Source organism: Reichenbachiella sp., from assembly GCF_039941815.1.
In the GTDB taxonomy this organism is placed as follows: domain Bacteria; phylum Bacteroidota; class Bacteroidia; order Cytophagales; family Cyclobacteriaceae; genus Reichenbachiella.
In genome coordinates, this window is record NZ_JBDVDW010000062.1 from 149,243 (window position 1) to 174,828 (window position 25,586).

The 25,586-nt window shown below is 41.1% G+C and carries 23 protein-coding genes and 1 tRNA gene; 15 read left to right on the forward strand and 9 right to left on the reverse strand.

Going from position 1 to position 25,586, the window contains the following annotated elements; genetic code table 11:
- Nucleotides 1–28 precede the first annotated feature (28 nt).
- From ABJF11_RS16395 to ABJF11_RS16430, 8 genes are all read left to right on the forward strand, one after another.
- On the forward strand, nt 29–847 hold the full coding sequence (locus ABJF11_RS16395) for an alpha/beta hydrolase (protein ID WP_348121132.1): 819 nt from the start codon (nt 29–31) through the stop codon (nt 845–847).
- The gene (locus ABJF11_RS16400; RefSeq protein WP_348121133.1) at nt 804–1,793 is read left to right on the forward strand and encodes a TonB family protein; all 990 of its coding nucleotides are present in this window, start codon (nt 804–806) and stop codon (nt 1,791–1,793) included. The genes ABJF11_RS16395 and ABJF11_RS16400 overlap by 44 nt, the downstream gene beginning before the upstream one ends.
- Nucleotides 1,794–1,883: 90 nt before the next feature.
- Nucleotides 1,884–5,546 (forward strand): phosphoribosylformylglycinamidine synthase, encoded by a 3,663-nt coding sequence (purL, locus tag ABJF11_RS16405; protein WP_348121134.1) that lies wholly within the window; start codon nt 1,884–1,886, stop codon nt 5,544–5,546.
- Nucleotides 5,547–5,644: 98 nt separating this feature from the next.
- A tRNA-Gln gene (locus ABJF11_RS16410) sits at nt 5,645–5,717 on the forward strand.
- A 51-nt stretch (nt 5,718–5,768) separates the two neighbouring features.
- Nucleotides 5,769–6,698, forward strand: a complete 930-nt coding sequence (locus ABJF11_RS16415) for a ribose-phosphate pyrophosphokinase (RefSeq protein ID WP_348121136.1) — start codon at nt 5,769–5,771, stop codon at nt 6,696–6,698.
- A gap of 15 nt (nt 6,699–6,713) precedes the next feature.
- Nucleotides 6,714–7,358, forward strand: coding sequence for a 50S ribosomal protein L25/general stress protein Ctc (locus tag ABJF11_RS16420; RefSeq protein WP_348121137.1), 645 nt, complete (start codon nt 6,714–6,716; stop codon nt 7,356–7,358).
- Between the two features lie 94 nt (nt 7,359–7,452).
- Nucleotides 7,453–8,013 carry an aminoacyl-tRNA hydrolase gene (pth, locus tag ABJF11_RS16425; protein ID WP_348121139.1) on the forward strand — a complete coding sequence of 187 codons (561 nt, stop codon included), beginning with the start codon at nt 7,453–7,455 and terminating at the stop codon, nt 8,011–8,013.
- A 118-nt stretch (nt 8,014–8,131) separates the two neighbouring features.
- Nucleotides 8,132–8,365: a hypothetical protein gene (locus ABJF11_RS16430; protein WP_348121141.1), complete on the forward strand. Its 234-nt coding sequence runs from the start codon at nt 8,132–8,134 to the stop codon at nt 8,363–8,365.
- Between the two features lie 113 nt (nt 8,366–8,478).
- On the opposite strand, the gene ABJF11_RS16435 is transcribed toward ABJF11_RS16430, so the two are convergent.
- Nucleotides 8,479–9,729, reverse strand: coding sequence for an ABC transporter permease (locus ABJF11_RS16435; protein WP_348121143.1), 1,251 nt, complete (start codon nt 9,727–9,729; stop codon nt 8,479–8,481).
- 268 nt (nt 9,730–9,997) lie between these two features.
- Here ABJF11_RS16435 and queA point away from each other — a divergent pair, with 268 nt between their 5' ends.
- Entirely contained in the window at nt 9,998–11,044 is a 1,047-nt protein-coding gene (gene queA, locus ABJF11_RS16440) for a tRNA preQ1(34) S-adenosylmethionine ribosyltransferase-isomerase QueA (protein ID WP_348121144.1), read from the forward strand.
- Between the two features lie 82 nt (nt 11,045–11,126).
- Nucleotides 11,127–11,798, forward strand: coding sequence for a 2-C-methyl-D-erythritol 4-phosphate cytidylyltransferase (locus ABJF11_RS16445; protein ID WP_348121145.1), 672 nt, complete (start codon nt 11,127–11,129; stop codon nt 11,796–11,798).
- A gap of 57 nt (nt 11,799–11,855) precedes the next feature.
- On the opposite strand, the gene ABJF11_RS16450 is transcribed toward ABJF11_RS16445, so the two are convergent.
- Both ABJF11_RS16450 and ABJF11_RS16455 read right to left on the reverse strand, forming a co-directional pair.
- A complete protein-coding gene (locus ABJF11_RS16450) occupies nt 11,856–12,077 on the reverse strand; it encodes a DUF2795 domain-containing protein (protein WP_084371582.1) in 222 nt (73 codons plus the stop codon).
- 185 nt (nt 12,078–12,262) lie between these two features.
- A complete protein-coding gene (locus tag ABJF11_RS16455) occupies nt 12,263–13,555 on the reverse strand; it encodes a DUF349 domain-containing protein (RefSeq protein WP_348121146.1) in 1,293 nt (430 codons plus the stop codon).
- Nucleotides 13,556–13,634: 79 nt separating this feature from the next.
- On the opposite strand from ABJF11_RS16455, the gene ettA reads away from it, so the two are divergent.
- Both ettA and ABJF11_RS16465 read left to right on the forward strand, forming a co-directional pair.
- Nucleotides 13,635–15,314 (forward strand): energy-dependent translational throttle protein EttA, encoded by a 1,680-nt coding sequence (gene ettA / locus ABJF11_RS16460; protein WP_348121147.1) that lies wholly within the window; start codon nt 13,635–13,637, stop codon nt 15,312–15,314.
- Nucleotides 15,315–15,404: 90 nt separating this feature from the next.
- The gene (locus tag ABJF11_RS16465) at nt 15,405–17,234 is read left to right on the forward strand and encodes an ATP-binding protein (RefSeq protein WP_348121148.1); all 1,830 of its coding nucleotides are present in this window, start codon (nt 15,405–15,407) and stop codon (nt 17,232–17,234) included.
- Here ABJF11_RS16465 and ABJF11_RS16470 read toward each other — a convergent pair.
- From ABJF11_RS16470 to ABJF11_RS16480, 3 genes are all read right to left on the reverse strand, one after another.
- Nucleotides 17,219–17,683: a GNAT family N-acetyltransferase gene (locus tag ABJF11_RS16470; RefSeq protein ID WP_348121149.1), complete on the reverse strand. Its 465-nt coding sequence runs from the start codon at nt 17,681–17,683 to the stop codon at nt 17,219–17,221. The two genes, ABJF11_RS16465 and ABJF11_RS16470, sit on opposite strands and share 16 nt — an antisense overlap.
- Entirely contained in the window at nt 17,673–18,020 is a 348-nt protein-coding gene (locus tag ABJF11_RS16475) for an NIPSNAP family protein (protein ID WP_348121150.1), read from the reverse strand. The genes ABJF11_RS16470 and ABJF11_RS16475 overlap by 11 nt, the downstream gene beginning before the upstream one ends.
- Before the next feature lie 67 nt (nt 18,021–18,087).
- On the reverse strand, nt 18,088–18,480 hold the full coding sequence (locus tag ABJF11_RS16480) for a rhodanese-like domain-containing protein (protein WP_348121151.1): 393 nt from the start codon (nt 18,478–18,480) through the stop codon (nt 18,088–18,090).
- A 131-nt stretch (nt 18,481–18,611) separates the two neighbouring features.
- Between ABJF11_RS16480 and ABJF11_RS16485 the strand changes: the two genes are divergently transcribed.
- Together ABJF11_RS16485 and ABJF11_RS16490 are read left to right on the forward strand one after the other, a co-directional pair.
- The gene (locus ABJF11_RS16485) at nt 18,612–19,499 is read left to right on the forward strand and encodes a LysR family transcriptional regulator (protein WP_348121153.1); all 888 of its coding nucleotides are present in this window, start codon (nt 18,612–18,614) and stop codon (nt 19,497–19,499) included.
- Between the two features lie 357 nt (nt 19,500–19,856).
- Nucleotides 19,857–21,872, forward strand: a complete 2,016-nt coding sequence (locus ABJF11_RS16490) for a hypothetical protein (protein WP_348121154.1) — start codon at nt 19,857–19,859, stop codon at nt 21,870–21,872.
- Between the two features lie 74 nt (nt 21,873–21,946).
- Here the strand turns inward: ABJF11_RS16490 and ABJF11_RS16495 are convergent, their stop codons facing one another.
- From ABJF11_RS16495 to ABJF11_RS16505, 3 genes are all read right to left on the reverse strand, one after another.
- Nucleotides 21,947–22,513 (reverse strand): cysteine hydrolase family protein, encoded by a 567-nt coding sequence (locus tag ABJF11_RS16495; protein ID WP_348121156.1) that lies wholly within the window; start codon nt 22,511–22,513, stop codon nt 21,947–21,949.
- Nucleotides 22,514–22,654: 141 nt separating this feature from the next.
- On the reverse strand, nt 22,655–23,470 hold the full coding sequence (locus tag ABJF11_RS16500; RefSeq protein WP_348121157.1) for a hypothetical protein: 816 nt from the start codon (nt 23,468–23,470) through the stop codon (nt 22,655–22,657).
- Between the two features lie 28 nt (nt 23,471–23,498).
- Nucleotides 23,499–24,332 carry a hypothetical protein gene (locus ABJF11_RS16505; RefSeq protein ID WP_348121158.1) on the reverse strand — a complete coding sequence of 278 codons (834 nt, stop codon included), beginning with the start codon at nt 24,330–24,332 and terminating at the stop codon, nt 23,499–23,501.
- 167 nt (nt 24,333–24,499) lie between these two features.
- Between ABJF11_RS16505 and ABJF11_RS16510 the strand changes: the two genes are divergently transcribed.
- Nucleotides 24,500–25,585 (forward strand): histidine kinase, encoded by a 1,086-nt coding sequence (locus ABJF11_RS16510; protein WP_348121159.1) that lies wholly within the window; start codon nt 24,500–24,502, stop codon nt 25,583–25,585.
- The last annotated feature ends 1 nt before the right edge of the window (nt 25,586 follow it).

The window sequence follows — 25,586 nt, forward strand, 5'->3', positions numbered from 1 at the left end:
GAAAAAATCTGGTATTTTTTTATCTGCAATGAACAATTTTTCCCAGCTATATAAAATCGACTCTGGTCTACAACTAGAATTTACCAGTCATGGTAATGGAGATCGATGCCTAATCTGCTTCCACGGGTTTGGTCAGGACTTCTCTGTTTTTGACCCACTCCATGATCTGCTTCCTGATTTTCGCGTGGTGAGTCTCAACCTTCTTTTTCATGGTCAGAGCAACCGTACCAGCGAAGAGAAATATCTTCGACATGAGGAATGGCAAAAAATGTTTAATGGATTTCTGGATCACCTAAGAATAAAGAGATTTTCCATTGTAGGGTATAGTATGGGTGCGCGATATGTATCGAGTACAATTCATTCATTTGCCAATCGGATTGATCATTGCATTTTTATTGCTCCGGATGGTGTGGTCAATAGAAGGTCCTATGTATTAGCCACTTTTCCATGGGGGCCTGAGCAACTATTTAGGTATTTCATGAAGAACCCCAGACCTTTTTTCGCCTTTCTAGACCTTGCTGAGAAAATCAAACTCATCAACCCCTGGACTATTAAGTTTTCGAGAAATCAACTGAAGGATCCGGCCATCCGCCGAAGGGTACTTCAATCATGGGTCACACTAAAAAAACTGAGACTAAAGCAAAAAGCGCTAGTAGAATTGCTCAATGGCTCAAATTATCAAACGACTTTCTATTTCGGCAAGTACGATAGTATCATAGCATATGATCGACATTTGCACTTTTTAAATCAGCTCAGAAATAACAAAGTTATTATCTTAGACACTGGACATACCCAACTGCTGCATGAGTCTTTTACAACTATTCGGGATCAACTTAGTGAATACTAGAAAATTTGTCTGGCAGGCAATCTTCTTCCTTACACTTTCAGTTTCTCTTCAAGCTCAACCCTACGCCACAAAATATTACGATGCAAACGGCAAGGAAGTAGTCAAGGAACAGGCGTACTATGTCGCTATCGGTACGATTCCTGGCGGTAAGAATTATTTTGTAGGTAAGGTCGTGGAAAAATACGTCTCAAATAAGAAAATCAAGGCCAAAAGAACCTACGATCAGACGGGAAAACCAACCGGAGTAACTACTGAGTACTTTGAAAATGGTCAAATGAAAGAAAAGTATCAGTTAAAAAATGGATATGTATTTGGCGGCTATGTGTCCTGGTATCCCAATGGACAGAAGGAGTTGGAAAGAGAATACACAGCCTATTCTAATGCGACGGAAATCAACCATAGAACATACAACCACTGGGATTCTCTGGGCAATCAACTTGCAAAAGATGGAACCGGAGCGCTGGTTGAATACCATACAGATTACACTGTTGCTGCTAATGGCAAAATATATAAGGGCAATCGAAGCGGAACCTGGAAAGGGTACTACCCCAATGGCAATACCTTCTATACTGAGAAATATAAGAACGGTGAACTGATATCAGGCAAAAGTATTTTGACAGACAGTAGTGAATATAGCTATACACAAATCAACCAGCTACCTGCACCGAAAATTGGGTTTGCCGAATATTACAAACGACTAACCAAAGCGATGCGATATCCTAAAAGTGCAAAGAAAATCGGCCTGCAAGGCACGGTGCATATCGCTTATACTGTAAGTGACTCAGGTCAAATCGCAGACTACTATGTTCTCAAAAGCTTGTCGGAAGATTGTGACAACGAAGCCCTTCGGATGTTTGAGGAAGTACCCGTAGAATGGATTGCTGGTACTTCTCGAGGTAATCCAAAATCTTATATTCTGACCCTTCCTGTTTCTTTCAAGTTATAGGGTTAGAAAATTTAAGAATTATCATTCATCCTATACGAATCTTTTCCGTCATTCATCCTATTTTTGCGGCGTGAAAACAGTCCTTCTCCGATGATATTTATATTCAAGAAAAACACCACCACCTACTACCTTCTTCAAACAAAATCTGACCTCTCTTCTTCTGACATCGACAAGCTGCAATGGTTATTTGGAGATGCGAAAGTATTGCAAGAAAAATCTCTAACAGGGACTTTCATAGGGCCGCGACAGGAGATGATCACACCCTGGAGTACCAATGCTGTGGAGATCACTCAAAATATGGGTATTGAAGGAATTCAAAGAATAGAAGAATTCTATACGGAAGGCGTGTTTGACCCCATGCTCAACCAGAGATATGAATCCCTTGACGACACGGTATTCACCATCAACAATCAGCCCGAAGAGATTCAGGACATCGAAGACATCAGAAAATATAATCAAAGCGAGGGTCTTGCGCTTAGCGAAGAGGAGGTAGTTTATCTTGAAGGTGTTTCGTCGAAGCTAGGCAGACCATTGACTGATAGTGAGGTTTTTGGATTTTCACAGGTCAACTCCGAGCACTGTAGACACAAGATCTTTAATGGCCAATTCATTATTGATGGTGAAGAAAAAAGTGAATCACTATTTAAGTTGATCAAAAAAACATCGAAGCTGCATCCCGGTCAGATCGAATCCGCCTACAAAGACAATGTAGCTTTCATCAAGGGTCCTAAAATGGAGCAGTTTGCACCCAAGACCCAGAATAAAGCCGACTACTTTGAAACAAAAGATATCGAATCGGTCATTTCATTGAAGGCTGAAACCCACAATTTTCCAACTACGGTGGAACCTTTCAACGGTGCTGCAACTGGATCAGGAGGAGAAATAAGAGATAGAATGGCTGGTGGACAAGGTAGCATTCCATTAGCAGGCACGGCGGTGTATATGACTTCTTATCCGCGATTAGAGGCCGGAAAAAGCTGGGAAGAAAAAATAGCAGCACGAGACTGGCTATACCAAACCCCGCTGGACATTCTGATCAAAGCGTCGAATGGAGCAAGTGATTTTGGAAACAAATTTGGCCAACCCGTTATCTGCGGAAGTGTGCTGACATTCGAACATGAAGAAAATGGCGAAACCCAAGGATTCGACAAAGTAATAATGATGGCCGGTGGTGTAGGCTATGGCAAGCAGTCCGATGCACAGAAGCAACCGCTCAGCAAAGGAGATAAAATCGTAGTCATGGGAGGTGACAACTACCGAATTGGCATGGGTGGTGGCGCAGTATCGTCAGTCACTACTGGAGAATTGACGAATGCTATAGAACTCAATGCCATCCAACGTTCGAATCCCGAAATGCAAAAAAGAGTAGCCAATGCACTAAGGGCAATGGCCGAGGATGAAAATAACCCCATTATATCTGTACATGATCATGGTGCAGGTGGTCATCTCAACTGTCTATCTGAGCTAATAGAAGATATAGGTGGCCAAATAGACATCAACAAGCTACCTGTAGGTGATCCCACCCTATCCAACAAAGAAATCATTGGTAATGAATCACAGGAGCGGATGGGACTGGCCATTGCCGAAAAAGACATCGCCGGACTTCAGGAGATCGCCGATCGCGAAAGAGCACCCCTTTTTGTGGCAGGTGAGGCTACAGGTGATATGAAGTTTGTGATGAAGGATCAAAACAAAGATAAAGCTGCCATGGACTGGGGGCTAAATGACATGTTTGGGTCAGCACCAAAAACAATCCTAAAGGACAAAACCAATCCTAAGCCATATAGCCCGGTCATAGCTAATGATGGCTCTTTTGTAGAGGACTTGAAGCAAGTATTGCAATTGGAAGCTGTGGCATGTAAAGACTGGCTGACAAATAAGGTCGACCGATCCGTGACAGGTCGTGTGGCAAAACAACAGACTTGTGGAGAAGTACAGCTACCGCTCAACAATGTAGCTGTAATGGCCTTAGACTTCGTAGGCAACAAAGGTATAGCTACTTCACTTGGACATGCACCTGTGGCAGCCATAGCAGATCCAGTCAAAGGATCCCAATTGGCAATCACCAAGGCCCTGACCAACTTAGTATGGGCACCTCTTACTCATGGCCTGGATGGCGTCTCACTTAGTGCCAACTGGATGTGGCCAACTAAATCTGATGGAGAAAGAGCTCGTCTCTATAGTGCAGTAGAAGCAATAAGCGAATATGCCATTGCACTGGGCATCAATATCCCGACAGGCAAAGATTCCCTGTCGATGACTCAAAAATACAACGATGGTAAAACGGTAGACTCTCCCGGGACTGTCATAATCTCTACGGTCGGTGAAGTCTCAGATATCCGAAAAACCATTACCCCCGATGCCAAGCCTGTAGATGGATCGTCACTTATATATATATCACTTTCTGATGGCAACTTTTCGTTGGATGGATCAAGCTACGGCCAGACCAAAAATTCTATAGGCACCAAACCCGCTAGTTCACCAGACGCAGGGTATCTGAAAAAAGTCTTTGCTGCAGTGCAAAAACTAATAATCAGTGGGGAAGTCCTGGCCGGTCACGATGTATCGTCTGGAGGTCTGATAACCACGCTGTTGGAAATGCACTTCCCAACTACGCAGTCTGGTGCGGATATCGACCTTAAAGGCATGAACGCTACTCTTTCAGCGATAGCATTCAGTGAAAGTCCTGCACTTGTGCTTCAGGTGGCCAAGGAGGCTACGCTTCAGGCCCTCGATGGAATCAGCTACACCTCTATCGGTAGTGTCAGAATGGATAGACAATTCTCGATGAGTGTAGACAATCAAACTGTTGATCTCAATATTGACGAATTGCGAGATACCTGGTACAAGACCTCCTATCTCCTGGAGCAGCATCAGACAGATTTGGCTCATGCTAAATTCAGATTTGAAAACTACAAAAAACAACCCTTGCAATATCAATTTCCAGCACAATGGACTGGAAAATTGAGTTCGCTGGGATTGGACCAAAAGAGAAAGGAGAAATCAGGTATCAAGGCGGCTATCATTCGTGAGAAGGGTGTAAATGGTGATCGTGAAATGGCGTACGCGTTATATCTGGCTGGATTTGATACCAAAGACGTACATATGACCGACTTGATCTCCGGTCGCGAAGATTTATCGGATGTGAATATGATAGTGTTTGTAGGAGGATTTTCAAATTCCGATGTACTCGGTTCGGCTAAAGGCTGGGCAGGAGCATTTCTCTACAATCAAAAAGCAAATCTGGCGCTCAAAAACTTTTATGCCCGACCGGATACGCTCAGTCTGGGTGTATGCAACGGCTGTCAGCTTATGATGGAGCTGGGGCTTGTTTTTCCTGAACTGAGCAATCATCCGAAAATGGCTCACAATGCATCAGGTAAGTTTGAATCTTCTTTCCTCGACGTCACTATCCCACAAAATGACTCGATCATGCTAGGCAATCTATCGGGATGCAGACTAGGCATCTGGGTAGCTCACGGCGAAGGTCTGTTTTCATTGCCTGAGTCGGAAGAAAGCTATCAGATAGGAATGAAGTATGCACATGAGGCCTATCCAGGCAATCCTAACGGGTCAGATTACGATGTAGCAGGTGTATACTCAAAAGACGGTAGACATTTAGCTATAATGCCTCATTTAGAAAGATCTCTATTCCCATGGAATTGGGCACACTATACAGAAGATTCACATGAGATTTCTCCGTGGATTCAGGCTTTTATTAATGCGAAAAATTGGGTAGTTGGCCATTCTTAAAAAAAAAGGAAAATATTCAATCTTTTTTAATGACAACACTTTGCATTATTAAAGCAAATCTCTACTTTTGTGTTCCCAAAATCAATGGGTGTCAAGATTGTCCGATGGTGTAACTGGCAACACGTCTGGTTTTGGTCCAGAAGAGTCTAGGTTCGAGCCCTAGTCGGACAACATTAAATCCTGGCAATAGCCGGGATTTTTCATTTACAAAAACGACTTCAAATGTCCGCAGTAAAAATTTTTGCAGGAAACGGTTCTAAAGAATTGGCACTTAAAATTGCTAACAGTTATGGCAAGCCTCTTGGAAACTGCACTTCCAAAAAATTTAGTGACGGAGAATTGTCTTTTAGCTACAATGAAACAGTCCGTGGTTGTGACGTGTTCATCATCCAATCGACAGGACCATCTGATAGTCTGATTGAGCTCATGCTCATGATTGACGCAGCCAAAAGAGCCAGTGCCAAATCTGTAACCTGTGTAGTGCCATACTATGGCTATGCTCGTCAGGACAGAAAGGACAAACCAAGAGTTTCGATCGCAGCCAAGCTAATGGCTAATGTATTGCAAGCTTCTGGTGCAGATCGCCTGATGACTTGTGACTTGCATGCGGATCAAATTCAAGGCTTTTTCGACATACCAGTGGATCATCTGGTGAGTGCCTCTATTTTCGTTCCATATATTAAGCAACTCAATTTAGACAATCTGATTTTTGCTGCTCCTGACGTAGGAAGCACAAAACGGGTAAGAGAATTTGCGAAGTTTTTTGAAGCAGAAATGGTAGTCTGCGATAAGCATAGAAAAAGAGCCAACGAAATAGCTTCTATGCAGGTGATAGGAGATGTAGAAGGAAAAAACGTAATCCTTGTAGACGATATCATCGATACTGCGGGCACATTGACCAAAGCGGCCAATCTTCTGATGGAGAAGGGTGCGATTTCGGTTAGAGCTTTCTGTACACATCCAATTCTATCTGGAAAAGCCTACGAAAATGTAGATAATTCCAAACTAGAAGAATTAGTAGTAACAGACAGTATCAAAATAAACGAGGGTCAATCCTCAAAAATAAAAGTGGCGACCATGTCCGAACTTTTTGCGAAAGCAATTAGAAAAATTCATGACCACGAATCAATTAGTTCATTATTTATTCAATAACATATATAAAATATTATGAAAACTTTAGAGATTATAGGGTATAAAAGAGCAAATCTCGGCAAAATAGAAGCTAAAAATCTTCGTGCCGAAGGAATGGTACCATGCGTAATTTACGGTGGTGAAAATCAAATACATTTTCATGCTCCAGCCATTCTTTTTAGAGAGTTGGTATACACATCTGAAGCACACTTTGTAAAAATCAATGTGGAAGGCGAAGAATTCGACTGTATCATGCAAGACATCCAGTTTCACCCTGTAAGTGAAATGATCATGCACGTTGACTTCCTACAATGGTTTACAGGTAAGTCTATCAAAATGGATATCCCAGTTCACCTTACAGGGGTATCAAAAGGTGTGGCTAATGGTGGTACATTGATTCACAAGAGAAGAATGCTTACAATCAAAGCACTTCCTAAAAATATGCCTGAGCATATTGACCTGGATATTACAGAACTTGATTTTGGTAAGGCTATCAAGGTGCACGATGTAATCACTGATAACTTCGAAATCCAAGATACTCCACAAGCATCTATCGCTGTAGTAGAAGTACCTAGAGCACTTAGAGGCAAGACTGACGAAGAGCTTGAAGCTGAGGGCGAAGAAGGAGGAGAAGAAGAAACTACTGAAGAAGGGGCAGAAGCACCAGCAGCAGCAGAATAAATCTTCAAAAAAATTTAATAAAAAAATCCTGCATCACACGCAGGATTTTTTTTTGACTATGATTTTTAAGTATTAATTTTCTAAAAAACTTAGCATGAAATTCCTAATTGTCGGACTGGGAAATATTGGCCCTGAATACGAGCTCACGCGTCACAATATCGGTTTTCTAGTACTAGACAGGCTAGCCGATGAGCAGGGAGCCAAATTTGAGCACTTAAAGCTTGCCAACAAGTGTGAATTCAAATTCAAAGGACGCTCCATCCATCTGATCAAACCGACAACCTATATGAACCTGAGCGGCAAAGCGGTGAACTACTGGATGCAAGAATTGAAAATACCAAAAGAAAACGTGCTGGTGATCACAGACGACATCGCTCTTCCACATGGAAGCTTGCGCATGCGCGCCAAAGGAAACAATGCCGGGCACAACGGTCTAAAAAGCATAGAGGAACACACAGGTGGCAACAACTACGCTAGACTCAAGTTTGGTATTGGTGATGATTTTCATAAAGGCCAGCAGGTAGACTACGTACTCAGCCAGTTCTCTAAGGAGCAAATGAAAAACCTGCTTTTTCCCATTAATAAAGCCTGCGAAATGGTACTTTCTTTTTGCACAATTGGGATTTCAAGAACGATGAACCAATTCAACGATTAGATTATAAATTACTGATTTTCTGATAGTTAAATAAAACCGTTAACAATCATTAACAAAATTATTTGCTTAAGTAAAATTATCGTTCTAGCTTCAAGTTTCACTAAACCAATTCGTATTTATGAAATTTTTAAGAAACCTTAGTTTAATTGCTTCGGCAATGTGCTTTTTATTTGTTGTAGGCTGCGGGTCTCAGGGCTCATCTTCAGGAGAAGAAGCTGCTGCAGAAGCAGAAGAAGCAGTAGAAGCTACTGAAGAAATGGCAGAAGAAGCTATGGAAGTTGTTGATTCTTTGGCAGCTGAAGTTGATTCAGTCATGACCGAAGCTGTTGATAGCGTATCAGCAGAAAATTAATTGAATACTTACGGGAAAAATTAATTACTTGAAATCAGCTATTTATTAATATTAAAGATTTCATTATATCCTGAAAGACTTCAAAGGTGCTCCTGAAAAAGGGGCACCTTTTTTTATGACCTGATGGCAATCACCGGATCCATTCTCGCAGCCAGACCAGCTGGTACAATTCCCGAAATCACACCAATGACACCTGAAACAGAAAGTCCAATCACTATATTTTTGAAAGTCATGATCAGATCCAAAGATCCCAAATCAACAAAGGTGAGTAGATAAACGAGCAAAATTCCAAAACCGCCACCAAATAAGCTCAGGAAAATGGATTCAAAGAGAAATTGATATAAGATAAAGTTGTTTTTGGCCCCAAGCGACTTTTGAATGCCTATAATATTGGTACGTTCTCTGACCGACACGAACATGATATTGGCAATCCCAAATCCTCCAACCAGAATAGAAAAACTCCCAATGATCCACCCTGCCAAATTGAGAATGGCAAACATCTGCCCAAGAAAGGTGGCAAAAGCTTCAGGCCTGTTAAGTGCAAAATTATTCTCTTCTTTGGGTTTAAGCCCTCTCTTCTTTCGAATCATTCCTGTGAGTTCTCCCTCAAGTCTTTCTTGCCCTGGATCGTCATCCATTCCTTTAATATTTATCGATGACCCTAGTCCTTTATATTTGCTTACGAGATAAAACTTACTAAGCGTCTTATACGGAATCAATATGTTGTCATCATTACTAGGCGTGTTGAGCAGCGCCTCTCCCTCCTCTTCTATCACTCCAACGACCATAAATTTCGCCCCACGTACTTTGATAAACTGTCCTACCGGAGAGATAAATGGAAAGAGGTCTGTGGCAGCACGTTGTCCGATCAAGGCAACATTACTAGCATTTTCAGTTTCCTGAATGCTGAAATACCGCCCGGCAGCGAGCTGTAAGTCATTGATATCCTTGTATCCGTGCGACACTCCGATCATATTGAGCCCTGAGCTACTGCTACTCTCTACTTTGGCAGTCACATTGGTCTTATATGCATAGATGGCCAGGCCATTGTGATTGACCAGATTGGCCTGAAGGTATTTGAATTCTTCGTAGTCAGTCTCCGGTCGTTGATAATATTTCCACCAGGGATATGTGCTTCCGCCAAACTGATAGGGCCACTTCTGCAAGATAATATTATCTGCACCTAGAAAATTTAAGCTGTTGTTGATATTCCGCTGCAGCGAATCGACCAGGGTCAGTACTGATATGATAGCAAAAATACCAATGGTGACTCCTAAAAAAGACAGAATCGTTCGCATGATATTCATTCTCAAAGCATTAAAAGCAAATCGAAAGCTTTCCCAGATCAGTCGAATAATCAGCATTATGGAATTAATTTATTTACAACCTATATTTATCAGAACAATTTACTACTTTTGCCCTCTTATTTTGACGTATTGGTCACACAATCGTTACTTTTATTACATGAATGCAATTGAATATTTTTCTTTCCTTTTTCAGCCACTTATTCAATTCGAATCCCAATCCAAAAAAATTTATTTACATGAAGCAAGCCATGAGCTCCTACAGTCATTTGCTCAGAGGCTATGGTATTCTCTTGTTTGATGTAATAATTAAAATAAATACACACAGATGAAATTATCAGAATTCAAATTTGACCTCCCACCAGGACTACTGGCACTTTATCCTACCGAAAATAGAGATGAATCCCGCTTGATGGTCATACACAAAGACACTGGGGAGATTGAACATAAAGTATTCAAAGATTTAATCACATATCTGGGCGACGGTGACGCTGTCATTCTAAATGATACAAAAGTATTTCCTGCCAGACTATATGGTAACAAGGAAAAGACTGGTGCCAAAATTGAAGTATTTCTACTAAGAGAGCTCAACAAGGAATTGCATCTGTGGGACGTTTTGGTGGATCCTGCCAGAAAAATCCGTGTAGGCAACAAGTTGTATTTTGGAGAAGGAGATTTAGTGGCCGAAGTCATTGATAATACCACTTCCAGAGGAAGAACCATCAGATTTCTATTCGATGGTACCGATGAGGAGTTTTATAAGTCGATCGACGAACTGGGAGAAACTCCTCTCCCGAAAGAGATTGCAAGAAAAACTGAGCCCGAAGATAGAGAACGTTTTCAGACGATCTATGCAGACAAAGTCGGAGCGGTAGCTGCACCTACTGCTGGTATTCACTTTACCAGACAAATGCTCAAACGTTTGGAGTTGCAAGGTGTAGACACCAAAGCAATCACTCTACACTTAGGATTGGGTACTTTCAGACCGGTAGATGTAGAAGATCTCACTAAGCATAAAATGGACTCAGAGAACTATATCGTTCCTGTGGAAACTGCTGATTTGGTGAACAAAGTATTGGATGAAAAGAAATCCGTATGTGCCATCGGTACCACTGTACTGAGAGCCTTGGAATCATCCGTATCTGCTAGTGGCAGATTGAAAGAAAATGAAGGATGGACTGATAAATTTATCTTTCCTCCATATGAATTCAAGATTGTAAAATCTCTGGTCACAAACTTCCATCTACCCGAATCGACCTTATTAATGAATGCAGCAGCATTTGGAGGATTTGATCTGATCATGGAAGCTTATCAGATTGCAATTAAAGAGAAGTACAGATTCTTCAGCTATGGTGATGCCATGCTGATTATCTAAACACAGACGTGTAAAAAACAAAAAAACTCCGGAGCCAGCTTCGGAGTTTTTTTGTTTTATAGAATCGACTATACTTGTCCAGATGAAAAAATATGCCATAATCGTGGCTGGTGGATCCGGGAGCCGAATGAACACAGATCTTCCCAAGCAATTTTTAGAGCTTGCCGGACGACCCTTGCTCATGCACACCATAGACGCCTTCTACAATTTTGATCCCACGATCCTTATCATTTTGGTTCTGCCGCAAGAGCATATTCCTACCTGGGAGCGCCTTATCCTCGATCATGAATTTGATACTCCGCATCAGGTAGCCATTGGTGGTAGTACAAGATTTAACTCTGTCGAGAATGGACTAAACCTAATTGGGGATGACGGCATAGTCGCCATACACGATGGTGCACGTCCGATGATCAGTTCTGCTGTCATCCAGAGAACATTCGATCAGGCATCTGATAGTGGCAACGGCGTAGCGGCTGTAAAGGTAAAAGACTCTATCCGACAGGTGCTTGGTAAAAAGAGCAGTGCTGTAGATCGAAATAATTTCTATATCGTGCAGACTCCGCAGACTTTTAAAGTCGATCTAATCAAAAGAGCATTCACTGCGACTACCACAAATCAATTCACCGATGATGCCAGTGTAGCGGAAGCCAATGGTGAAGAAATCGTACTGGTGGAAGGTAGTTATGAAAATATTAAAATTACAACTCCGGAAGATTTAGCTATGGCAGCTACAGTTTGGGCGGAGAGAAAATAAAATGCCCGGCTATTATCTGGCCAGGCATACATATCTGATACTTTATTGATAGAGCGGCTAATACTCGTCCTCGTTGAAAAAGAAATCCTCTTTCGTGGGGTAATCCGGCCATATTTCTTCGATTGTTTCAAAAGGATGTCCATCGTCCTCAAGCTCTTGGAGGTTTTCAACCACTTCCAACGGAGCACCTGATCGAATCGAGTAATCGATCAATTCATCTTTTGAAGCAGGCCATGGCGCATCCTCCAAATATGACGCTAATTCTAATGTCCAGTACATAATTAATTTCCTTTAATTCCGGTGTTTTATATAATCGTGCAAAAATAAATTTTTCATTCAATAATCAAACATTTGATTGACTTATCTCGAAATTTATTTTTACTGAATATAATTCGTAAGCAAAATAAATACAACTGTTTTTTTCAGTATTCAGAATATTTTTTGAATCCCTAACGCTTCTGCAGTCAGAGTTGTTTTATTTTTTCTTGACATTCTTTAAGAAATCTTCTCTTCAACGCCACTTTTCCCTCCTGCATAGCCAGCTTCTCCTGTAGCATATCTACAAACGACCCCTTGTTGATATGCATTTTGTCCATATTCTCGTTGAAGGATTTTAGCTCAGTCTCATCTCTATATAGCAAATCTCTAATAGTCTTGGTCAGGTCTTTGAGCTGGTCTTTCTCCTGCTTTTTAGCAAAGCCCTTATTCTTTCTCTGAGCCAAGCTCCAAATAAATCTCTTTTCCTGCCACTCTCTGGATAGTTCTATAAATCCTTCATGGATTTCTGGATGAGATTTTTTAGATACATGTCCACTGCCTTTCCATTTGGCTTTCAGCGCTTCAAAATCCTTTTCTTCTGCAACCCACGCTTCTTGCACAAGCACCTTGAATTCCTCAAGGATCGCTGACTTGACCTTGAGCCCCTCCTTCTGATCTTTGATTTTGTTTTTTCGATCCGCGTTTCGTTGTTTCTTTTGTTTGTTGAAATAGTCCTGTGCGACCTTCCAATATTTTTCGTTTAAGGCGGTAAAATCTTTTTCGGGGATGTGCCCTACTTCCTTCCACTGCTTTTGAAGCTCCTTTACCCGGTCGGCGCTTTGCTGAAAGTCCTTTTTATCCAAGTACGACTTGATCTCAGCAATGATGGATTCATATTCGCTAACACGTGCTGCAATCAACATCTTCTTATCTTCATTGAAAGCATTCCTTTTCTCAAAGAATCCATCAACGCCGGTCTTAAACTTACTCTCCAACTCCGTTCTCATCTCCAGATCGGCCTGGCCGGTCTTTAGCCATCGGGACTTTAAATCTTTGATTTGCTCAAAAGCTTCTTCCTGATCATTATTGGCCAAGATGGGCTCTAATTCAGCCAAAAGTGCCTTTTTTATTTCCGTATTTTTGGATCTATTCTTATCGATATAGTCCAGGAGCATGGACTCTAATGGAGCAATTCGATCCAATAGCTTCTGATAGTCACCCAAGCCTTCATGGATTAAGACTGTTTCCTTCAAATTTTGCAAACTTGAAAGAAATGAACCTTTGTTATTCTCAGAATTGATCTTCTTTTCTATCTCATCCAACTTAAGTTTGAGCTTATCAAATCTGGCCAGAAAAAATGTCACTGCGTCAGCAGCCTCGTCCTCAGCTACTTCTTTTAATTTGAGTGCCTCCACCTGGTCAAAGGCTGATCGATAGAGTACGTTATTTTCAAGGTGTCCGAATGGTATTTCCACAATAGTTGGCAAGAGCCATATCATTTATTAATCGGCTGCAAATTTACAAAATCAGTCCAAAGACAGAATATTTTTAGCATATTTGTCGGAAAAATCACAACCAATGAGCGACGAAAAAATCATTTTTTCTATGGCTGGGGTAAACAAGATTTACCCACCCCAAAAACAAGTACTTAAAAATATCTATTTGTCCTTTTTTTATGGGGCCAAAATAGGTGTCTTAGGATTGAATGGATCAGGTAAGTCGTCGCTACTTAAAATTATTGCAGGTCTGGATCAGGAGTATCAAGGCGAGGTAGTATCGTCTAAGGACTACAGCGTAGGCTTGCTAGAGCAAGAACCTCAGCTCGATGCCAGCAAAACGGTAAAAGAAGTAGTCGAAGAAGGGGCACAGGAAATCGTAGATTTGCTTCAGCAATTTGAAGATATCAATGCCAAATTCGCAGACCCTGAGGTGCTAGACAATCCTGATGCCATGGACAAATTGATTCAGGATCAGGCTGTGGTACAAGAAAAGCTAGATGCAACCAATGCCTGGGAACTGGACAGCAGACTGGAGCGGGCTATGGATGCCCTACGCACTCCTCCTGGTGATGCCAAAATCGAAAATCTTTCTGGTGGAGAAAAAAGAAGAGTCGCGCTTTGCCGGTTATTACTTCAGGAGCCAGATGTACTTCTACTGGACGAACCTACTAACCATCTGGATGCGGAATCAGTGCTCTGGCTGGAGCAACATCTGAATCAGTATAAAGGAACTGTAATAGCGGTAACGCATGATAGATACTTTCTAGACAATGTAGCCGGTTGGATCCTCGAACTTGATCGTGGAGAAGGTATTCCATGGAAAGGCAACTACTCTTCCTGGTTGGATCAGAAGCAGAAAAGACTGGCTAAGGAAGAAAAAACAGAGTCGAAGAGACAGAAAACACTGGAAAGAGAATTGGAATGGGTGCGGATGTCACCTAAAGGCCGACAGGCCAAAGGAAAGGCGAGACTAGCCGCCTATGACAAACTGGCCGGGCAAGACGTATCAGAGCGAGAGAGCAAACTGGAACTATTTATACCTCCAGGACCAAGACTTGGAGATAAGGTAATAGAAGCAGAAGGTGTATCAAAGGCATTTGGCGATAAACTGCTATACGAAAACCTTACATTCTCTTTGCCTCAGGCAGGAATAGTAGGAATCGTGGGCCCTAATGGAGCAGGTAAAACCACCCTATTTAATATGATTACTGGCAAGGAAAAACCCGACGGTGGTAGCTTTGATATAGGCTCTACCGTACAGATTGCCTATGTCGATCAAGAGCACGATGATCTGGATCCTTCAAAAACCGTCTGGGAGGTGATCTCTGATGGAAACGAGCTCATAGAATTGGGTGGTAAGCAAATGAATTCCAGAGCGTATGTCAGCAAGTTCAACTTTGGTGGCTCTGATCAAGGCAAGAAAGTAAGTGCACTGTCTGGTGGTGAGCGAAACAGAGTCCACCTTGCTATGACCTTAAAACAAGGCGCCAACTTACTGCTGCTCGATGAGCCTACGAATGACCTGGATGTAAATACTTTGCGAGCTCTGGAGGAAGCACTGGAGAACTTTGCCGGATGCGCAGTGATCATCAGTCACGACCGTTGGTTTTTGGATAGAGTGTGTACACACACTTTGGCTTTTGAAGGTGACAGCCAGGTTTACTTTTTTGATGGCCCTTTTTCTGCTTATGAAGAAAATCGAGTCAAAAGACAGGGCAATGTCGAGCCTAAGAGAATCAAGTATAAGAAACTACAGTAGTTCTACCTAATCTTACGGGTATACAAAGGCTATTTCAATATTGCGCATTCGGATATTGCGAATACGGAGATATTTGCGGATATTTATTGAATGCGCTTTTTATTACTAGTCTTATCTATCTGGATACTTTATCCTTCGGCAGGAAAATGCGACTCATGGAAATCAGCGCAACAATCCAAGAAGGCAAAACTTGACGTACACTGGTATACCTCAATTCCATTTATATTTCAAGATGCTACCGGAAATCTGACTGGGCTAGAATATGAATTAGTAGAGTGCTTTGCCAGATATGTAGAGAAAAAGCACGGGATAGATTTACAGATTAATTGGTTTGAAGAATCAAGCTTTTCGTCCATTCTTGATACTATCAGAGTCTCTACCGCCCCAAATCAGCTGGGGACCTCCGCATTCTCCATCACTAAAGATCGACAGAGATATCTACAATATACCGATGCCTATCTCCCCGACATCACTGTGTTAGTATCAAGTCAAAGCTCTCCCATTGTCCGCAACTTTGATGAAATCAACAGTATGATGCAAGGCATGACAGCTATCACGATTAAAGGGACTATTTATGAGACTCTTCTGTTGAAAATGCGAGAGCAAATCAATGTTGATTTTGACATCACCTATATAGACAGCGATGATAATGTACTCCAGCATATCAGCAAGTCTGACAAGGTTTTTGGCTTCATCGATTTACCCATTTACCTGATGTGGATCAAGGATGGGCGCAATCTTACTCGTCAGAATTTCTTCACTGTACGTGGAAAAGGATACGGTATTATCATGCCTAAGTCAAGTGACTGGAATATTCCATTCAATCAATTCCTAACAAATGCTGAATATAAAGAAGAGATTTCGAGCATCGTCTCCAAACATCTTGGTGATGAATTATATCAATTTATAGAAGAGTCCTATGATCGCGAGCAACTAGGATCATATATCCTGACTAAGGAGAAAGAGATTCAACTGGCACTCATAAAGAACGCTAACCTAAAGCTTGAAAAAGAAAAAACATATAAGCGAATATTGATCCTGGGTATTGCGGTAGTACTTCTGTTTTTGATCAGTCTGATTTATTATTTCAAAAAAAATCAACGAACAACGCAATTGATAATTGATCAAAAGAACCAAATCGAGGCCCAGCAACATGACATACGTCTAAAAAATGAACAGCTTATAAATCGCAACGCTCAGCTTCTCGCATTGAATGAGGACAAAAACAATCTGGTCAGTATTCTCGCGCATGACCTGCGATCTCCCTTGAGCAATATTATTGGCTTATCAGGAATTCTACTAGAGCATCAGGAAAAGATATCAGAAGAGGAGAAAGACTATGTAATGAAAATTGGCGGTGCCGCCCAACAGATGAATCAAATGATCATCAAAATTCTGGACGTTGGTTCGCTCGAAAGAGATCAAAAAACTGTACTTAAAGAAACTGTAAGTGTGAACCAGCTCATTAATGATCTGGTGATAAGGTATCAGCTCCAATCCACCAACAAAAACATTGCAGTGTCTGTAAAGCTTCCTGAGCATGATTTGACCTTGGAAACTGATCATATGTTGCTATTCCTGATTCTAGAAAACCTGCTCTCAAATGCCGTCAAATTTTCCCCATCTGGTTCTAAAATATCCATCGGCGTGATCGAAGATGCGGATGAAATCATAATTAAGATTAGAGATCAAGGACCTGGTTTCACCGATGAAGACAAACCGCTGGTATTTAATAAGTTTCAGAAACTAAGCGCACGCCCTACCGGAAACGAGTCGTCTACAGGTCTGGGGCTATCCATTGTCAAAAAGTACGTGACCGACCTGGGTGGCAAAGTTTGGCTGGAGTCTGAGACTGGCAAAGGCAGCACATTTTATGTCTCTCTCAAAAGTGTAGTCAAAATACCTCAGGAAACCGATTGAAAGAATCTGACCTTCGATTTTGGTTCAGCACCATTTTTTTTATAAAATCTAATCGCACCAGCATTGGTATTAGGTGTCTGCCATTGAATCTCTCTGCACCGATTGGCCTTTGCATAATCTACTACTGCAGCCATCAATCTTTTACCTAATCCTGCATTGCGTGCCTCTGGCCTTAGAAACAAACAATCCATATATACATAAAAAGAAGCATGCCATGTAGAAAACTGTCTCATAAATGTGACGTACCCTAGTAGAGTATCGCCGTCAGAAACGACGTGACAAAGGAGCGGGGGCTCCTGACCGAAGAGATTGTTTGCCAAAGTATCCACTTTGCCGGATTGATCAAATGAAGCATCTTCATATGCGGCGTGATCTGCACAGAGTTGAATCAGGTCATTCATGTCGTCTTTTTCAACTGCTCTGATGTGATACTCGGGCTTATTGCTCATCTTGATTTGGTAGTTTTGCTCGATCCGCGTTACCCGAGAATATTGGTTTCATAAAACTTCTTTCATAATGCAAGATGCAGTGGGTGCGTTGAGCATATTCAAAGGCTTCGATGCAATCTGGATTGGATGTGATCTTGTCTCGATAGATCTCGTAGTCGGCCAATGAGGGAAACGAGAACGAGGCATATCCAATATTGCTAGCTCCTTCGTGAGGCAAAAGATAGCCGTGATGCATCCCACCAAATCTATTCACCAAATCAATCCACATTTTACCATAATTTTCAAACGCCTTTACTTTCGTTGGGTCTAGCGTGTACTTCAGGAAACAAGTGATCATATGAGTTTATTTATTGTAGAAAGATAGCAGGAAAGATACGAGCTGTTCTTTCCTGCTTTTAGTAGCTCTAGCAAGCACATTGGATTTCGGTACCGGTGACTGCTTCTGCCCCCTCTGTTGAATATCCGTCGCGCTTCCACCAATCCAGTCCACCAATCAGCTCGCGAACTTTAAATCCTAATTGTGTCATTTTTAGGGCGCCTTTAGTCGATCCATTACAACCGATTCCATCACAGTAGCATACATAGATGGCCGTCTTATCCAACTTGGCCACACGCGCTCTATCCATTGTTCGATGTGGAATGTTGACAGCTCCGGGTATGTGCTCCAGGTCATAGGCAAATGTCTTGCGGGTATCTACCACGATCACATGTGCCGACTCCTCCAGGTTCTCAAACAGGTCCGCAGCATCCCATTCAAAATCCAATTTTTGCTGATAATGATTTATTTGTTCTTCCATTTTCATATGTTTTTGATCACAAATCAACTCCCATGACAACAGAATCAAACATTTTATAATTGAGAATTAGGAATGCCTTAGATGAAATTATTTCAAGTTCAAAGTTCTGAGATTTACGTTACTTCGTAGATATGGAAATCAAATATTTGAAATTGATTCAGACCATTGCTGACGAAGGGAATATATCAAATTCGGCAGACAGGCTGTTCTTAACACAATCAGCTCTAAGTCACCAACTGAAGGAAATTGAAGAGCGTCTGGGATTCAAAATATTTATTCGCTCTCGAAACAATTGGAAACTGACTGGCGAAGGAATCGAGCTGTATAAACTTTCTCAAACTGTATTGAATGAAATCGAAGAACGGCTTCTCAAAATCAAAGACATCAGAGAAGGTTCTCGCGGCACTATTCGAATCAGCACAGAATGCTATTCCTTCTATCATGGGTTGCCGAAGTTCATCCAAAAAATGGGATTGCTCTATCCGCAGATCAATATTCACATGATCGTAGAAGCTACTCATCATCCGGTATCCAAGTTACTTTCCAACGAAATCGACATTGCGCTAGTGACCACCAAACCTGAAAACAGCAGACTGAAAACCATTGAGTTGTTCGAAGATGAGGTCTATGCTATCATGCATCCGGAAAATCTACTGGCAGATAAAAAATATCTCGAAGCCCAGGATTTCACTCACCAACATTTGATTATTCATTCATTTCCCTTAGAGACTGTTTCGGTCTACAATCTGTTTTTAAGACCTCATAAAGTGGAGTCGGAGAAGGTCACTGCGATTCCATTGACGGAAGTGGCCTTAGAACTGGTACAGACGAACATGGGAATTACCTGCCTTCCCAGGTGGACCCTGAAGTCTTTTAAGCTACCTCACCATCTCGCTTTCAAACCTCTGGGTCCTAATGGACTAAAAAGGAAACACTATTTAGTTTATAGATCTGAAGACGCGAGCAAAAAATATTTCCTTGATTTCATTGACAATGTTCGCGACGAATTCTCCATCTAAATGATAGCTGGATAAACCTTTCCTTATTAGGCTTTCATGGACGGTCGTAGATTGGATTGCAGCAAGCTCATCTTTGAATGTGGCGTGATAGCTTTATGAAATTATTGAGTTTCAAAACAAAAATTTTAATAAAAAAATCATCAAATAACAGACTTAAAAGCAATTATTAACTACATTTAAGAAGCTTGTTAATATTCTTCGGATATTACAAATTCTCTTTAATATGTAATATTCAAATGTGTAATATTCATATTTAGGAGCTGTCTACTAATAATACAGTACCTGGAATGAAAATAAAATAAAGGAATTTTTTTCTGAATTACAGCGGCATTTTGAGAAACTATTGCTGTAATAGTTATGAGAGAAACCTACAACCTTTGGGAAAACCTAAAGAGGAGAAATGTGATCAAGGCAACTGTTGCCTACCTTATCACAGCGTGGTTGTTGATTCAAATCGCAGATATTATACTGCATTCGTTCGATACTCCCGACTGGGTAATGAGGGCATTGATTGTCATTCTCATTCTTGGCTTGCCCATGACCGTGATATTAGCCTGGTTTTTTGAATACACTCGTGACGGATTAAAAAGTGCGGACAAGGTTGACACTCAAGAAGCCATTCGTGCAGGAGAACGTATTAAGAATTTAATCCTGGTGGTGCTTTCCATCTCTTTTGTGTATTTGATTTATGATAAATTCTTTGTTGAATACGAAGAAAAGGAAGTCCATAGTAGTAAAATCACATCGGCTGCTGAGGAAAAAACTATCGCTGTATTACCATTCAAAAATTTAAGTGACAACAAAAATAATATCTATTTCTCAGACGGTATTATGGAGGCTATACTGAATAATCTGTCTCGGATCGAAGACTTAAAAGTTGTGTCAAGAACCTCCGTTGAGCGCTACAGAGGTACTGAAAAAAGCATTCCCCATATCGGTGATGAATTGGACGTAGCACATATTCTAGAGGGGAGCGTTCAACGTATAGGAGATAAAGTACGAATCAGTACACAATTGATTTCGACGGAAGAAGACAAACATCTATGGTCTCACAACTATGATCGCGAAATCAGTGATATATTTGAGATCCAGTCCGAAATAGCTACAAGTGTTGCCGAAAACCTTGAATTGATCATTACAAGTAAAACTCGTCAGTTTATGACGAATGCTCCTACCTCCCATCTCAAAGCCTACGACCTATATTTACAAGCCGCTAATTTGGAGGATGCCTCAAGTGAGGAAAACCTCAAGGCAATTGAGATGTGTCAGACGGCTATCGACATGGACCCAAATTTTGCGTTGGCCTACGTAGGCTTGGCCAACGGTATATTTGATCTAAGTTGGAAAAGGTATACTCCAGTCTCGGTATGGAAAGATTCTGTTTTGAATCTAGTCGATAAGGCCATTCGGCTGAAGCCAAACTTGTGGGAAGCATACGCTGTCAGGACTGAGGTTTATTTTATACTTAATGAATTTGATAAGGCTTATTATAATGTAGATAAGGTACTTGTGCTAAAGCCGAATAACTCCAGATACATTGGCCTGGCAGGAGAAGGCAAAATACGTCAAGGCAATTATCAGGATGGCCTTGAATTGATTATGGAATCAATATCACTTATTCCACCTATTGCTGTCAAAGAAACAGCTAACAGAATAGCTAATAAGCTGATAAACATTGATAGAAAGTTGATTTATAAATTTGTGAGAAAAGTATATGAAAATAGTAGCCCATCGACAACTCGTGGGCTGCACAGTCATCTGCTAAATGCACAATTGTACGATCGTGATTATGACAGCTATCTTGAAACAAGTCTAGCGGCTAGCAAACGATTTAAAGAACCGAATTTTGTTCAAAATCTAGGAGAAGCCTATCTATATAAAAAGGAATTTGAAAACGCCCGTGAAACGTATGAATTATTGGCTAAAATGAATGAGAGCGCAAATAATTCTTTTCTCAAAAACTCCTATAAACATAAATATGCTTATTCCTTAATCATGACTGGTGATTCAGCACGTGGGTTTTCCATGATTAATAAATATCGTGAATTACTGTTGGATCATGCAAATAGAAATACTTTTCTGACCTATAGGGCTTCTAAATATTATGATCTGGCCGTAATTGAGGCAATCTTAAATAAACCTGACGAGGCTATTGACTGGCTAATTCTGGCTTGGGAACAAGAAAAAAACGTCAATTTTCCCTGGACTTCCAATTTGATGGGAGACCCTATGTTAGATATATTAAGGGATCATCCTCGATTTCAATCACTTTTAAAAGAAGTGACTGCGGAGGAAGCTTTAGCCAAGCGAATCTTCAGAGGTAAACTCGAGGCACATCAGAAAAGAGGGGAGTTATTATGGTTAGCAGATTAAATGCCACATTATGCTTGGTCAAATATTGTTTTCTTAAATTATTTAAGCTGTTGCATTTCAAAAATTACTTAACTCTAATTAGCACTTTCCAATAGAACTGAATTTGTAGACAAGATGGTAGCAAACTCATCCTTGAGTGTGGCCAGCGTGGTTTGGTGGATAGTCTCTGCATCATAAAATACATCGTTGGCCCCTACCTTGCTAAATGCTGCTGTGGCGTCCATGGGCAAGAGTACCTCAAAGCCGAGATTGGCGGCCATTCGTACCGAAGTAGATACGCAATGCTCAGTGGTCAACCCTACCATCACCAATCGTGAAATATTGAGCTTATTCAACTCTTCCTCCAATGGTGTACCTATAAAGGCGCTATTTACATTCTTTTCGAAAATAGGTTCGTCAGCCACAGGACTAACGATGGACTTAATCTGGTTGCCGGGTTGGCTGGGATGAAGCGGTGAATCATCAAGCGTAGAATTATGCTTGATGTGAAAAATGGGTTGCTCACTCTCACGAAAGTGATCCAGTAAAAGCTTACAATTGTCTTCTGCAGTCGGGTTGTTTCGTTCGGCCCCATAATACCCTTTGGCATCCAATCCGTCCTGAATATCAATAAGTACGAGGGCTGTTTTTGATGTGCTCATGGCAGCAAAACTAAGCTTATCGGGAGCGATAAAGAAAGGAGGTCGTCAAAAAAGAAGTATTCATTCTGACTTTGAAAACCAGACGGTACTGAAATATTTGAGACGACTTCCTATTCTAATAAAACCATGAACTATTTATTCTTAATCAAAGATCACCGAGTTGTGTTTCATTGTGAGTCGTTTGTAATCAAATGGCTGATCGAGGCTGTAATGACTGACTGTATGAATTCCATAATTTTCTCCCGTCATTTTGTAGGTATCATATCTGGAAGGCATTTTCAAACCATCCACATTGGTGTAGGATTGATAGACTTTAAGCAGCGGCCCCATAAACTTGGTATCTGCTGGCAATAGGAAGACTTCAAAAAGGTCCTTGTGTACCACTGTATACTTCACGCCACGAAGCATTTTATTCTCTGAATCAATCATCAGATCGAAATATTCATATGGTGACGACCCATCGAATTGTAGACGAACTTGATGCAAAGTTTTGTCAATCTCAATCTGATTTACCACCGTATCCGGTCTCATCTCAAGACGAGCGACATCATCTTGGGTCATCCATACTATATTGATAAAAAAGTAAGAAATACCGGCCATCATACTTGGTGGGTTGCCTCTCTTCCAATCCGTGGTCCATATTTGTTTCCCATTATTCACAAGAGTGGCGCTATCAGTCTTCCAGTCTTGATAGCAATAGCGTTTTCCTTGCAGGTGTACTTCTTCCGAATACCAATGGTCATCTGGACGTGATGGATCAATCATGTCGTGGTGGTAGCTTATCGTCGGAGCCTCTCTCCATCGCTGAATACCCCCATGAGCTGCGATCATTTCATGCACAAGTTTCTGTGTTTCTATACTATCATATCGATCTGATTTTGGTTCGTACCTTCCTATATAGAAGGCTCCGGCCAAAAGTGCCGTAATTATGAAGGTGTATGTCAATAGTTTTTTCATGTCCTAATAATTTGGTCTTGGTTTAGTCCTACTTGCGTTTCTCGCTTGAGTTGTCAAGTATTGAGGTTTTGGTTTTTTTCATCCTAGAGTTGTCAAATTTCTTATTCAAAGCATAATTGACAATAGAATGGTGGCCATATATTTGGGTCATCTCGGTGTTGCCTGTGTGCATCAAACTTGGATAGATAAGCCCATCTATCTCTATGAAAGCGTCGTTGATCCGAAACATGGGCCCGAACAGCTTCTTGTCTGCTGGGAATCCAAAAAGATCTAACATATATCCGTAGCCTATAGAATATTCATATCCTACGAGCAGAAAGCTCTCACTATCTATGTACAGTTTGAATGTATCATCCTTGGTCTTGCCTACCGCAGGTTTCTCAGAGAATCCCATGTCAATGACGAAGATTTCTTGCTTGAAGGCTTCATGTTTTATTCTTTTGGCATCACCAAGCGTCACATTGTTGTCTTGAGTAAGCCATGGAAGGTTGAGGAAATAATAGAAAAAAAGGGCTTCGAACTTAGGAGCATTACCAATTTTCCAATTTTCGGACCAGGCCTCTTTACCATCATATGACATGCTTGCACCATGACTAAGCCAATCTTGATACACTCGACGATCCTTCTGATCTACCATGACCTCCGACACCCAAAAAGGCTGATTTTTGAGGGACTCGCTAAACATGATATTTTGAAAACTGAAGGTTTTGCTCTTCTTCCATTTATCCATTCCGCCATGGGCATTTATCATTTTGAGTACGATCTCGCGAGATTCATCAGATGTATAATCGGGACTAGTGTTAGCCATTCCATCGGATACCAGCCACAATGCCAGCGTAAGTAGAGTAGTGATTTTTATCATTGTTTTAAAGTTTTTGATTTAACTGGGCTAACGACGCCAACAGAATCGAACATCAAAAAAATGATGCGAGTAGCATTATATGATGCGGATTACAATAAGAGACGATCCTTGGGATAAATCCGCATCCTAAAAATCAGGACTGCGTAATAGTTTTTATCTTGATAGGCATGAGCAAACTATTGGAATACAGAAAACCTCCGTTAAGTCAGTCCCTGATTTATCTGATAGCTGTGCTCTTTTCGTTGGTGGTAGTAATCCAGTCAAGCAAAACTGACGGCCCTGATATTGAATTGAACCTAAATCACATTATTCTATTTACAATTAACTATCTGATTTGGGCTGCGCTAGTTCCTTTTCTCTATGGAATTCTTAATATACTCTCCACACCTAACAAGCCGTTCACCTGGCTTCAGTTTCTAATAAAGGTATTAGTGCTTATTCTCCTTCATTTCGTACTGTCAAATCTGGTTTATTATGGATTGCTACAGCTGATCTCCGAATATACATGGACAAGATTTTTGGCTGACATTCAAATGGTCTACTTGCGAGCGATAGCCAGTCGATTTATAGATATACTAGTCATACTCGGGCTGCTGAAGATCATAGAAAACTATAAATCCCTTCTGGCCAGCAAACTGCAACTCTCCGAGATTGAGAAGCAATTGAGCCAGTCGGAATTGATTGCACTAAAGGCACAAGTGAACCCGCACTTCTTGTTTAACTCTCTACATGCACTTCATTCGCTAATCGGCTATGATGATGAAAAGGCCAAATCTATTACTATTAAAATCAGCAACCTGCTTAGAAAGAATCTTGAGCAAACTAACAAGCACTTCGTCTCTCTGGAAGAAGAATTGGCGTATATAAAAGATTATATGGACATCGAGCTAGAAAGATATCATGACCGATTGACGATAAGAATAACGATAGATGAGACAACGAAAAATTTGCTGGTTCCAAATATGATTCTTCAGCCCCTGGTAGAAAATTGCTTCAAACACGGCATATCAGGATTAGAAGATGAAGGCAAAATCAGCTTGAGTGCTACTTTGGCTGGCGGCGGACTACAAATTCTGATCTCCAACAGTACATCAGTAGCTCAAAATGACAAAGCCAGTGCCCCTTCCATAGGCATAGGGCTTGACAACGTAGGAAACAGGCTCAAACAGGCCTATGCCGATGCATACCGCCTTGATACGTACACCACACCAGGCGCCTATCATGTCCAATTGTTTATTCCAACCCCATCATAAT